This window comes from Dinoroseobacter sp. S76, assembly GCF_049801095.1.
Classification (GTDB): domain Bacteria; phylum Pseudomonadota; class Alphaproteobacteria; order Rhodobacterales; family Rhodobacteraceae; genus Dinoroseobacter.
This window is the reverse complement of sequence record NZ_JBNAGH010000007.1, coordinates 152094-164042: the sequence shown is the minus strand read 5'-3', so window position 1 is coordinate 164042 and position 11949 is coordinate 152094. Positions and strand designations below refer to the sequence as shown.

Sequence of the window (11949 nt, the reverse complement as noted above, 5' to 3'; positions counted from 1 at the left end):
GACAGAATGGATATCACCTCCAGCACCGCCGCCCAATTATACACCCGCTCCAGGGACGCCATGGCGCCCACGGGCTCCGGCCCCGACTTTCTCGGCGCGGCCCGGAGCTTCGCGCAAACCATCCAGGAAGGGGAGGCCGCCGCACAAGCCGCCATGACCGGCGGCGCAGATCCCCACGCTCTGGTCGAGGCTCTCGCCCAGACCGAGCTTGCGGTCGAGACCGCCGTGACCGTGCGAAACAAGGTCGTCGAAGCCTATCAGGAAATCCTGCGGATGCCCGTCTGATGACCGAGATCATCTTCTTTGACACCTTGCGGCAAGGGCTCTGGATTTCGGTCCTGATGTCTGCGCCGATCCTCACTGTGGCCCTGGTCACAGGGGTGATCGTGGGCCTCTTTCAAGCGCTCACCTCGGTGCAGGAGATGACTCTGACGTTTGTGCCAAAGGCCGCCCTGATGCTGGCCGTGTTCTGGGTCAGCATGAGCTTCATGACCGAGACCCTGACCGATTTCTTCCACGCGGAAATCATCCCGACAATCGCGTTGTTCTAGGAGGCGCGCATGGACAGTACGCAATATACAACCATCTCGCGCCAGAGCGGCCTGAAACGGGAAATGGCGATAATCGCGAACAACATCGCGAATATATCGACCACCGGCTATCGCGGCGAAGGGCTCGTGTTCTCCGAGTTTGTGCAGACGACAGGGCTCGGGCAGCCCTCGATCTCCATGACGGATACGGGCGCGAAGAACACGAACTTCGCCCAAGGCGTGCTTCGGGAAACCGGCGGCACCTTTGATATGGCCATTGAAGGCGAAGGGTTTTTCCAGATCGCCGCCCCGGAAGGCATTCGCCTGACCCGGGCGGGCGCGTTCGAGCCCAACGCCGCAGGAGAGCTGGTAACACCCGACGGCTATGCCCTGCTCGATGCTGGCGGCGCGCCGGTTTTCATCCCGCCCGATGCGCGCTCCATCGCCCTTGCCGCGGATGGCACGCTGAGCGCGGATGGCCGCCCGTTGACCAATATCGGCATGGTGGTGCCGGTTGAGCCCGAGCTGATGGAGCGCGCCAAGGGCGTGTCCTTCATCCCCAATGGGGAAGTTGCTCCGGCCGAAAACGCGACGGTGCATCAGGGCTTCGTTGAAGGCTCGAATGTGAACCCCATCGTCGAGGTGGCGCGCATGATCGAAGTGCAGCGCCGCTACGAATCCGCGAAATCCTTCCTCGAAAAGGAAGATGACCGGGTGAAAACCGTGATCCAGACCCTGGGCCGATAAACGGCCGGAAAGAGAGGCAGAATGCGTGCTCTGAAAATTGCAGCGACCGGGATGAGCGCCCAGCAGATGCGGGTCGAGGTGATCTCGAACAATCTCGCGAACATGAACACGACCGGCTATAACGCAAGGCGCGCCGAGTTCGCGGACCTGCATTACCAGCAGGTCAAACAACCAGGCACGATCAACGCCGCCGACGGCACGGCCCTGCCCACCGGCGTGCAACTGGGTCTTGGTGTCCGCGCCGCTGCTGTGACCGTCGAGCTCGCCCAGGGCTCGCTCAGCCAGACCGGCGGCGATCTGGATCTCGCGATCGAAGGCAAAGGCTATCTCGAGGTGACGCTGCCCTCCGGCGCGTCGGCCTATACCCGGGATGGCGCGCTGAAGCGATCGGCGGAGGGGCTCATCGTGACCTCCGACGGCTATTCGGTCGTGCCCGAGATCGTGATTCCCGAGGGCACATCCCGGATCTCTGTCGATGCCGAGGGCGAAGTCTATGCCTATTTCCGCGATACGGTCGAGCCGGAGCTTCTGGGTCAGTTCTCTCTCGCCGGGTTCAGCAATGCCAAGGGTCTTGAGGCCATCGGCAGCAATCTCTTTCTGGAATCCAACGCCTCGGGTCCCCCCCTGATCGGAACCCCGGGGCAAGACGGGCTTGGCACCTTCCGCCAAGGTTATCTGGAGGCCTCTTCCGTCGATGCGGTACGCGAGGTGACAGAGCTGATCGAGGCCCAACGCGGCTATGAGCTGAACTCCAAGGTGATGAGCGCAGCGGACCAGATGATGGGCGCAACGTCGCAAATCCGATGACCCGTCTGATTGCCCCTCTCCTCGTCGCACTTTGCGCGACCCCGGTTGCGGCGGATACTCTGGTCGCCGCACGGACCATCCGCGCGCAGGCCGTGCTAACGGCCGAGGACATCAAACTCGTGCCCGGCACCACGCCCGGAGGGATTTCCTCGCCTGCCGATGTTCTCGGAAAGGAGACCCGCGTGGTGCTCTATGCGGGGCGCCCCATTCGCGCGGATCAGATCGGCCTACCCGCGCTGGTAGAGCGTAATGCTCTGATTTCGCTCGTCTATGCAACACCCGTGATGCGGATCAGCACAGAGGGGCGGGCCCTGGGCCGCGCGGGCCTTGGTGAGACGATCCGTGTGCTCAACATCTCCTCCCGGAACACGGTCTCCGCGACCGTGACAGGTCCGGGCGAGGCCACCGTCAAAGCGCCCTGAGCGGAAAGGACCCCCGATGCGGATCATCACAGGCCTGATTGTGTGCCTCTCCCTTGTGTCCGCCTGTGCGCGCATCGCAGATGTGGGCAAGGCGCCGGATTTCACAACCGCTTCCGGTGGGAGCGAGTACCAGGCGATGGTGTCAGCCCCATTGCCGACCGACCGCGTTTTGCTGCGTGCCCCGGATTCGGCTTCGCTCTGGAGCGGGGCACGCAACTCGCTGCTCGGCGACCGGCGGGCGGGCCAGAACGGTGATATCCTGACGGTCGTGATCGAGATCGACGAAAGAGCGGAGATTTCCAACAGCTCCGAGCGCTCGCGCTCCGGCAGTGAGAGCCTCGGCATCGACAGCTTCTTCGGTCTGCCCGAACGGATCAATGAGGACCTGCCCGAAGGCGCAACGTTGGGCTCGGCTGTGAGCACCAATTCGACGAGCAGTTCCGAAGGCGACGGGTCGGTCACACGGCGCGAAAAGCTGACCTTGCGCGTGGCCGCGACGGTGATTGGTGTCATGCCCAACGGCGTGTTCCAGATCCAGGGCACTCAGGAAGTGCGCGTGAACTTCGAGCTCCGCGAGCTGATCGTCACCGGCTTTGTGCGGCCCGAGGACATCTCACGCCAGAACGAGATCACCTATGACAAGATTGCCTCCGCCCGGATTTCCTATGGAGGCCGCGGACAAATCACCGATGTACAGCAGCCGCGCTACGGCCAGCAAATCGCAGACATCATCCTGCCCTTCTGAGGTCGACCATGGCGAAACTCCTCCCCCTGATCCTGTTGATCATCGGTTTGGCCGGTGGTGGCGCGGCTGGCTACTTCTTGCGGCCACCGCCCCCTCCGCCGCCGGAGCCCGACGTGGCGGAGGTCGAAGAAGAGACGCCGGAGCTGACCAGCGAAGAGGTCTACGACCAGAATGGCAACTACGAATATGTAAAGCTAAACAATCAGTTCGTGGTTCCGGTGGTACGCGACGGACGTGTCTCGTCCCTGGTTGTTATGTCGATCACTCTCGAAGTCACGAACGGGGTTCGAGCGGATATCTACGCGCGCGAGCCTCGGATACGTGACGCGCTGCTGGCGGTTCTGTTCGATCACTCAAATTCGGGCGGGTTTGACGGCGTCTTTACCGAGAGCTTCACGCTCAAGACCTTGCGCGTCGCTCTGCGTGAAGCGGCCCGCTCCATGATCGGTGAAGACATCAAGGATGTGCTTGTGATGGATATCGTCCGTCAGGACGTGATCTGATTGGACAGCGCAACCCGGGCGTCTTCCCGGGCCTTGCGCTGCTCCCTCTCCGCATCATCGAGCAATGTGTCCGCAACGTCCTTGCGCGCACTCGCAGTCGCCAAAGCCGGTGAGATCTGCGCGATCCGAGCCTCCACACGGCTTAAATGAACAAGGCGCTCCTTGAGCTTTTGCTCCAAAAAATCCTTGTGAGCTGTATCTTGCAGCATGAGCACCGGATCAGATGGGTCCGTCGGCGGAGCGGCAATCCTGTCGCGCAAAGACGCAACCTCCCGGGAAATTGCCTCGCGCAAACTCAACTCCGGCTGCAGACGCCCAAGTTCGATCTGCTTTTTTAACTCCGCCAATTTCGCAAGGTCTCGCAACTCATCGGGTGTCATGTGGCGCGTCCCTTGGCTTTCTGGCGCATGGCTTCTGCGAAGCGAATAGCCGCCGCAACCGCCTTGAACTGATCGCGCGGGATCTCATCTCCGAGTTTGCACGTGGCATAGAGCGCGCGCGCAGTCGGCGGATCGCGATGGATCGGAACGCCAGCCTCCTGGGCACGTTCCCGGATGGCGGCCGCGACGTGATCCACGCCGGAGGCCACAACGATGGGCGCATGGGGCGAGAACCGATCCCATTTCAACGCAACCGCATAGTGGGTCGGGTTGACCACAACGACACTCGAGTCCGGAACATCCGCAAGCATTTGCTGGGTTGCGATCTCGACCGCACGCTGGCGTCGGTATTGCTTTGACTGAGGATCCCCTTCGGAGGCCTTGGCCTCGTCCATCATTTCCTGACGGGACATGCGGTTTTTTCGCAAGTGCTGCGCCCTTTGCCAGAGATAGTCGACGGCCCCGATGAGAGCCGTCACGACCAGCGTGAGCGCGAGGAACTCCAGCAGAAGAAAGAAGATGAAAACGATAATCGCACTCACCGGCTGTGCGGCCAGCGCAACGATTTCGTCGAGCTCCCAAAGCAAGAGCAAGCTGAGCAATGTCGTGAAGATCACCAGTTTGATCGCGCTTTTCAGGAACTCAAAAAGCCCGTCACGACCGAACTTGTTCTTCGCATTGGACAGGACCGAAATGCGGTTCAGCTTCGGTTCAAGTTTCGTGGGAGCAAAGACGAGCGCGCGCTGCAACAAGACACTTGTCAGAGCACCCGCCATGGGGATCAGGAACCATAGTCCCAAGGCGCCAACCGTCCCGACAATCAGAGATAGGGACACGGTGGATCCGCCACCAGCGAACAGCTCCTCTGCAAGGCTATCGGCGTTTCTCAAAAGCGCTTGCATGGTCCCCGCGGCCTGCGACAGCGTTCCCGCGCCGATCGCAAGCAACCCAAGCGTCAGCCCCCCATAACTGCCAGCGGCGATGAGATCCGTCGACTTGACCAATTCCCCTTTCTTGCGGGCATCCAGAAGCTTTTTCTCGGACGCTTCAAAGGGCTTATCGTCGGGATCTTCTTCGCTCATCGCACCGGACCAAAAGGCGCAAAGAGGGAGGCCTCAAATAGCTCCCACCAATGGGCCAGCAGGAAGGGAACGCTGAGTGCGGCGAGCGCCAACCCGCCCGCTGTGAGAGCCGGAGCGCCAACGAAGGCCACCATGAGCTGAGGCATGGCGCGGTTGATCGCGCCCAACGCCAGATTGTAGAGCATCGCGGCCGCGACAAAGGGCGCGGATAAGGAGAAACCGATGATGAACATGCGGCTCACATCCGAGATGGCCCAAGCGCTCAGGGTTGATGCATTCGGCAGCGTCCCGAGCGGAAGGAGCGTGAAGGACAGAAGGAACGCTTCGGTCAGATGCACGTGAAACCCCGACAAGGCCGCCAGCGCCAGACCGGACATCAGGAAAATATTGCCTAATGCGGGCTGAGGATCGGGTGTCACGCCGCCGCCAAAAACTTGCGCGAGGGAAGTGGATTGCGCTGCGATCGAGCCCGCGACTTGGAGCGCGAAGACCATCAGGCGAAAGGTGAACCCGAGAAAGATCCCGCTCAACACCTCCGCGCTGCCGCGGGTGACCCAATCGCCAGGGCCCGAGATCGGTTCGAACGGCATGACGAGAAGAACTGGGAACACGAGGGCCACGAGGGCTAAGGTCAGTGCGAGTTTGATCCGAACTGGAACGGCGCGCTCGCCAAAGGCGGGCAGGAAGGCCATTGCGGCACCAATGCGAAGGACCGCCAGAACAAGGATCGGGAAAGCCTCCCCCACCAAGTCCAGAAGGGCCATCGTCATACGCCAATCACCCCAACCAGCGCCGGTTTGCTGGTTTTTCCCAGTTCTTCGAAGGAAAGAACCGGGACCTGAATGCTCTTGCTCATCAGGACAGTCGACAGGAAGCGGCGACGCCGGACGGACGTGACGATCGCAGGTGTCTCCCCGGTTTCGCTGGCCTTGAGGACTTTCTCGGTCGCGTTCTGAACCAGCGTCTGGAAGAGCTCCGGGGGAAGAGCCACGTCAGAGGCGCCATCTTCGCGTCCGACAGAATTCGCCGCAAAGAGCGGTTCCCAGTCGGGAGCAAGTTGGATCAGGGGAATGGAGCCGTCGGCTCGCTTGATCCCGGCCACGATCTGAAACGCCAACCTTTGACGCACATATTCATGGATGCCATCGATCGAACTGCTGATCTGTTTGGCCTCGGCAATAGCCTCAAGGATCAGCGGCAGGTTCCGAATGGACACCCGCTCTTCTAGAAGAAGACGAAGAATGGCAATCAGCGTGTCATTGGTCACGCGATCCGGAATAAGCTCTTCGATGAGCATCCGGTTGCCTTCGTTGCGGGCGGCGTCGGCTGTGTTCGTCAACTCGGAGATCAGGCGCCGCAATGCTTTGAGGCTCATCAAGCGCGCGAGGTTGGCCTTCATTACCTCCAGCAAATGGGTTGCGAGCACTTCCGTCGCCGCGACGGTTGTCATGCCTAGGAGAGACATCTCTTCCCGGTCTTTTTCATCGATCCAACGGGCCGGGGCGCCATAGACCGGTTCTTTCACGTCAAAGTCGGTGGGCTCACCGTATCCTTCCTCGGGGAGAAGCAAAAGGATGCGCCCGGGGTGCAACACGCCTTGGGCTTCTTCAACACCGTGCATGTGAATGGCATAGGATGAGGCTGGCAGAGTTGGGTCATCCGTCAGACGGATCTCCGGCAGAATGACACCGAACTCCGTCGCGATATGGTTGCGCATGCTCTGGATGCGGCTGTCCAGACCGCCGGCGGAGTCAAGGATTGCAGATACGAGATCCGTCGAGAAAGTGACATGGATGTCGTCAACGTCGAGCACATCGCCCATGGTCTCCGGCTTCGCAGACGCTTCCTCAGGGGCGTCGAGCGCTGCTTTTTCCTCCTCAGGCTCGGTAGAACGATAGAGGAAGAGCGCGGCAACACCCAATAGGACAGCTCCAAGGATGAAGGGAACAAAGGGCAAACCGGGAACGAGAGCAAAGAGCACCATCATGAACGCGACCGTTGCAAGGGCGGCTGGGTGTTTACCGAATTGAGCGGTGATCGCGATGTCCGCTTTTTCGGAAGACCCGCCCTTGGCCAGCAACAGCGCGGCAGCAATCGAAATAATGACAGCCGGGATCTGGGTCACAAGCCCATCGCCTACTGTCAAAATGGAATAGCTCCGGAAGGCTTCACCGAAGGGCATATCATGCAGCGTTGTGCCGATAATCAGACCCATGATCAGGTTCAGCGCTGTGATCAGAAGACCCGCAATCGCGTCCCCTTTGACAAACTTCGACGCGCCATCAAGCGAGCCGAAGAACGTTGTCTCTGCCTGTTCTGTTTCTCGCCGTTTCTTGGCTTCTGCATGGTCGATCGCTCCTGCAGACATGTCCGCATCAATGGCGAGCTGCTTGCCTGGCATTCCGTCCAGCGCGAACCGGGCGCCAACCTCAGCCATGCGCGAAGCGCCCTTTGTAATGACGATGAAGTTCACAATGAGAAGGACAAGAAACACAACGAGCCCTAGGAACACGCTGCCGCCCATGACGAAATTCGCAAACCCCTCGATCACACCACCAGCAGCGCCAGTTCCCTCATGGCCGTTTCCGATGATCAGCTTGGTGGACGAGACGTTCAATGAGAGCCTGAGCATCAAAGATGCCAACAGAACAGTCGGGAACGCGGAAAAGTCCAAAGGCCGCTGAATGAACAAGGTGACGGTGAATATCAGAATTGCCAAGGCGAACGAGAGAGCAAGACCGACGTCCAACACAAAGGATGGCATCGGTAGGATCATCATGATGATGATGCCCATGAGTAGAACGACGAAAAAGATCGTCGGTTGTACGATCTTTCGTCCTTCTTCTGCTTTCACTGCAAGGCCTTCTGCACTCACAGGGTGTCCTCCTACCTGGCGTCGAGTGTCATGAGGACGCCGGTTTTTCTGGCTGAAAGCTTGTCCTTCAACCCTTCAACAACCGATCGGTCTCGCAGACTGCTGCGATCCAGCAGCGTTTGAGCGATTTCGAGTAAACCGCCGTCGATCAAGCGCTCGACCACGGCCCCGTAAACGGCGGCATCAGCCGTGCGCGCCTCCAAACGCCCAGCAAAGGCCAGTGCGAACCGTCCGAACGCAATCTCACTGCCAGTGTCGGTTGCCAGGTTGAGAAAGGTATCCAGCTCTTGGTCTGTGAATCCTCGTTCACTGTCCTGAAAGCGTGCCATCACAGACAGCGCATCATTGAGTCGACCCTCTCGGATAAGGAATTCGACCTCGCGGAGCGTCAATTGCGCCCCCAACGGGGTGCCTTGCAGCTCAAAACTGTAGCTCGAGATCAGCGCCATGAACTTCTCAGGGGCCGGACGATCATGCGTGCTGTAGGCGTCAAAGAGCCGAAGCAGCGCGGTCGGGGCGTCCGCTGTGTCTTGCAAGACAAGCTCTTCCAGGTGCTTCACACCATGGGCAGCATCTTTCGTTTCGAGCGCCATGGAAGCGTCAATGCTTCGCAATGCGGCAAACTCATTGGTCTCCGCACGCACAAGGCTGTTGCGAATAACCTGAGCTACTTCGACATACCCAGCTTCAGCGAGCTTCACGCCAAGTTCTGGCCCTATGCGACGGCGCAACTGCTTCGGTAGTTCAAGGAAGTGCAGCTGAATCCCGCGAAGATGTTCCTCGTCCAAGCGGCTAGCCGTATCACGAGACAAGACTTCCCAGATGACATAGCCACCCCGGCACTCGATCTGACCCCAAAAGGGGTTCTCAGTCGTGATCGGTTGTTGTTCCAAAATTGCGCCGATTGCTTTGAAGGCGATTGTGCGAGAATCGCTTTGATCCACGAGTTCGAGGATCTCGAGCGCCTCAGCACCGAAACCCAAAGAAAGATAGGCAATGGCAAGTTCAAAAGCCGAGCTTTGCGAGAGGCGTCCCATGGGATCGTATAGTTTAGCCCGCTCCGTGCGGACACCGCTCAGAGGATCAGTATTGTCGAGCGTGAATTCCAGATCCTGGAACTTTGCGCATTGAGACGTCGTTCTTTGTGGATCGGCCAGAAAACGACGCAGCCTGTCGAGTTCGACCTGAGTGAGCGTGGTACGCCCGACTGAGGCGGGTAGTTCGACCTCCTCAGAGGGTATGGGTGGGGTATCTTCCGCAGCAAAAACCGGTTTTCCTTGTGCCTTAGGCGTCACATCCAACGAGATACCAGGGGCAATCAGACCCTGGGTCATTGCTTTTGAAAGCCCTTCCACGAGCTCAGCGCGAAAGGTGTTTCGGTCGAGGCTGACTGCAACTGGTTCGGGTGGAACTGGTGTGGGTTCTGGCTCGACCAACACCAAGGCCGGCGGCTCTGGTTCTGGAGGAGGCACCAAGTCTGCAACCAGTAGGGGCACCTCGAACGCAGCAGTGGGTGGGGCTGGCCCGTCTTTGACATCAATCACAACTCGACCTTCGCGCAACTCAAACGCGTCGGCATGGCAATCGCATGAAAGCTCGACCTCGAACTCCATACGATCCTGAGCATGATCAACGCGTGCGATCCGGGTACGCGGAATGAGACGGAATACTTCTGAGAGGTCTAAGTCACTCTCAAGACCTTCGGACCTCAAAAGGTAGCCAGTATCCGTGCGCCCGAATTCCCAGTCCACAGCCTCATCAAACTGAATCACAAGCCGCGAGAAATCAGCATGCTCGCCGGATCGTATGTTCGCAGCGGCTGCTGGAACGGCGGAGACCACCGCCAGAGCGATTGGCAAGGCACGGATCATGCGGCCTCCTGCTTCAGCTGCTTGAGGGCTTCCTCAAGGTCGCTGAAAGAGGGGCGGATGTGGCTCGGTGTGTTCTGTCGACCGACCTCGATGCAGTTATTGACAGCATGCTTATGCAGGTTTGCGACAAGCACCTCGCGAATGAGGAGGTAGAAGTGCGAGTCCTCCTCCACGACTGTTTTCACTTTCGTGGAGAACGGCCCCACGAGCCCGTAGGCCAGAAACACCCCTAGGAACGTACCAACAAGCGCACCGCCGATCAGTTTACCCAGAATCTCTGGCGGCTGATCGATCGAGCCCATCGTTTTGATAACACCAAGAACAGCCGCAACAATTCCAAGCGCAGGAAGCCCGTCGGCGACCGTTTGAAGCGCGTGGCTGGAATGCAGCGCATGCTCGAGATTGGCATCGATCCGCTTGTCCAACACCTCTTCCACCTGATGCGGATCGTCATAGTTCATGGATGCGCTGCGCATGGTGTCTGCGATCAGATCAATCGCTTCGCGATCTTCCAGTATCTTCGGATATTTCAAGAAGATATTGGACTCAGAGGGGTTCTCGATATGCTCTTCCAGCCCGACCGGATTCTGCCGCGCCAGGCGGATCAACTCGAACAGCAGGCACAGCAAGTCTCGATAGTCGTCCGGAGCCCAGCGCGGCCCCTTAAAGACTTTCTTGATGTCTTTGAGCGTGTGCTTGATGCCCCCCATATCGTTACTGATCACAAACGCCCCAACGGCGGCGCCCCCGATCATCGTCATCTCGAATGGGAGCGACTTTAGGATGATCCCCATCTTGCCGCCCGCAGCGAGATACCCGCCAAAGACCATGACGAAGATGACAACGATACCGATAATACCAATCACAGTCTTACCCTTCTCAGGTGGGAGGCCGCTACGCAGCCGTCGGTTAGTTCGAGGCGTTCAGCCCGGCGCTATGCCCGGCCATCAAAACGCTGACGGAGTACGCGAAATCGGGTGACAGCCCTGCGAGAATCGAAGCAGCCGTGTCCGGGGGCATTTCCCTTAGGAAACCAGACGCGAACTCCGGCGACATCGCCTCAAAGACCTTGGCGGCATCCTTGGGTTTCATGGCCTCATAGACCGCGATCAGCTGCAGGATATCCGTCTCGCTTGCCTTTTCGACCTTCTTGACGCGCGCCGCGAAGTCCGCCTCGGCCTGCGCAAGAGCAGCTTGCCCTGCATCGAGCTCCGCCTGGAACTTGGCCATGTCTTCCTCAGCGGCGCGCACCGCAGCTTCACGGGCAACGACCGTCTTGGCCTGCTCCATGAGCTCCGCTTCGCGCGACAGCAGAGACTTCTGCAGAAGATCCAGTTCAGGCTCCGTCGGACAGCTCGCGACTTCGTAGTCATCTCCAGCCATGGCTGCTTTGGAATCCGCCATAACAGGACCGATGCCCTCGGTGATGCGAATGGCCGCGGAACCGACCAGCATGAGAGCAACGACGATCAGGGGTCGGCTCAGTGTCCTTCGCGACAAGGGTTTCTTCGCCATTACATTGCCCCCCCGACCGGTCGGCGTGTCCGCCATTGGATCGCACCTTCAGCCTCGTCTGGCGTCGCAGTGGCCGGCTGAGGCGCGGTCACCTGCGGCTGCGGCTGCGGAGCGGCTTCGTGCATTTGCGCAACAGGGGGTGGGCTCGGTGCAAGTGGAGGAGACGCAACGGGCGCCGTCGTAGCAGCGGGCAAGTCGTGCATAGACGCGAGCAGAAGCTCCAAACGTTGTGCCGCAGCCTCCGCCCGAGCCGACACCGCATCCAAATCTGTTTGCGCTGTGCTTGCTGTGCCCTGCGCCTTTGAGAGCGCCTTGGTCATGTCATCCACCTGGACGGACAGGACAGCAATCGCTCCGCCCATGCCTTTCTCGAGATCAGAAAAGCGCGCGAGCCTGCGAGACAGAACCAGGCAGTAAATGGCGGCCCCAAGTGCTCCGGCGGCCAGGAAGATATCTGCGATCAAAGCCATCT

Annotated in this window: 15 protein-coding genes; 7 read left to right on the top strand and 8 right to left on the bottom strand. The window is 59.6% G+C overall.

What is annotated here, in order from left to right; all coding sequences use genetic code 11:
- Window positions 1–6 precede the first annotated feature (6 nt).
- Genes fliE through ACP153_RS18115 form a run of 7 tightly spaced genes read left to right on the top strand, consistent with a single transcriptional unit; the run spans window position 7 to window position 3754 of the window.
- The gene (gene fliE / locus ACP153_RS18145; protein ID WP_424972429.1) at window positions 7–285 is read left to right on the top strand and encodes a flagellar hook-basal body complex protein FliE; all 279 of its coding nucleotides are present in this window, start codon (window positions 7–9) and stop codon (window positions 283–285) included.
- On the top strand, window positions 285–551 hold the full coding sequence (locus tag ACP153_RS18140) for a flagellar biosynthetic protein FliQ (RefSeq protein WP_424966444.1): 267 nt from the start codon (window positions 285–287) through the stop codon (window positions 549–551). Before fliE ends, ACP153_RS18140 begins: the two co-directional genes overlap by 1 nt.
- Before the next feature lie 9 nt (window positions 552–560).
- A complete protein-coding gene (locus ACP153_RS18135; protein WP_424972428.1) occupies window positions 561–1277 on the top strand; it encodes a flagellar hook-basal body complex protein in 717 nt (238 codons plus the stop codon).
- A 21-nt stretch (window positions 1278–1298) separates the two neighbouring features.
- A complete protein-coding gene (gene flgG / locus ACP153_RS18130; RefSeq protein ID WP_424972427.1) occupies window positions 1299–2084 on the top strand; it encodes a flagellar basal-body rod protein FlgG in 786 nt (261 codons plus the stop codon).
- Window positions 2081–2506: a flagellar basal body P-ring formation chaperone FlgA gene (gene flgA / locus ACP153_RS18125; protein WP_424972426.1), complete on the top strand. Its 426-nt coding sequence runs from the start codon at window positions 2081–2083 to the stop codon at window positions 2504–2506. The genes flgG and flgA overlap by 4 nt, the downstream gene beginning before the upstream one ends.
- A gap of 16 nt (window positions 2507–2522) precedes the next feature.
- Window positions 2523–3251 carry a flagellar basal body L-ring protein FlgH gene (gene flgH / locus ACP153_RS18120; protein ID WP_424972425.1) on the top strand — a complete coding sequence of 243 codons (729 nt, stop codon included), beginning with the start codon at window positions 2523–2525 and terminating at the stop codon, window positions 3249–3251.
- An 8-nt stretch (window positions 3252–3259) separates the two neighbouring features.
- Entirely contained in the window at window positions 3260–3754 is a 495-nt protein-coding gene (locus ACP153_RS18115) for a flagellar basal body-associated FliL family protein (RefSeq protein WP_424972424.1), read from the top strand.
- On the opposite strand, the gene ACP153_RS18110 is transcribed toward ACP153_RS18115, so the two are convergent.
- From ACP153_RS18110 to ACP153_RS18075, 8 genes are read right to left on the bottom strand one after another with little or no spacing between them, the layout of a single operon-like run.
- Entirely contained in the window at window positions 3739–4134 is a 396-nt protein-coding gene (locus ACP153_RS18110) for a hypothetical protein (protein WP_424972423.1), read from the bottom strand. The two genes, ACP153_RS18115 and ACP153_RS18110, sit on opposite strands and share 16 nt — an antisense overlap.
- Window positions 4131–5216, bottom strand: coding sequence for a flagellar type III secretion system protein FlhB (gene flhB / locus ACP153_RS18105; RefSeq protein ID WP_424972422.1), 1086 nt, complete (start codon window positions 5214–5216; stop codon window positions 4131–4133). The genes ACP153_RS18110 and flhB overlap by 4 nt, the downstream gene beginning before the upstream one ends.
- Window positions 5213–5986: a flagellar biosynthetic protein FliR gene (locus tag ACP153_RS18100; protein ID WP_424972421.1), complete on the bottom strand. Its 774-nt coding sequence runs from the start codon at window positions 5984–5986 to the stop codon at window positions 5213–5215. Before ACP153_RS18100 ends, flhB begins: the two co-directional genes overlap by 4 nt.
- On the bottom strand, window positions 5983–8091 hold the full coding sequence (gene flhA / locus ACP153_RS18095) for a flagellar biosynthesis protein FlhA (RefSeq protein ID WP_424972420.1): 2109 nt from the start codon (window positions 8089–8091) through the stop codon (window positions 5983–5985). Before flhA ends, ACP153_RS18100 begins: the two co-directional genes overlap by 4 nt.
- A gap of 11 nt (window positions 8092–8102) precedes the next feature.
- Entirely contained in the window at window positions 8103–9962 is a 1860-nt protein-coding gene (locus tag ACP153_RS18090; protein WP_424972419.1) for a hypothetical protein, read from the bottom strand.
- A complete protein-coding gene (gene motA, locus ACP153_RS18085) occupies window positions 9959–10828 on the bottom strand; it encodes a flagellar motor stator protein MotA (protein WP_424972418.1) in 870 nt (289 codons plus the stop codon). Before motA ends, ACP153_RS18090 begins: the two co-directional genes overlap by 4 nt.
- 43 nt (window positions 10829–10871) lie before the next feature.
- Complete coding sequence (locus ACP153_RS18080; RefSeq protein WP_424972417.1) at window positions 10872–11477, bottom strand: MotE family protein; 606 nt, start codon at window positions 11475–11477, stop codon at window positions 10872–10874.
- Complete coding sequence (locus tag ACP153_RS18075; protein ID WP_424972416.1) at window positions 11477–11947, bottom strand: hypothetical protein; 471 nt, start codon at window positions 11945–11947, stop codon at window positions 11477–11479. Before ACP153_RS18075 ends, ACP153_RS18080 begins: the two co-directional genes overlap by 1 nt.
- Window positions 11948–11949: the final 2 nt, after the last annotated feature.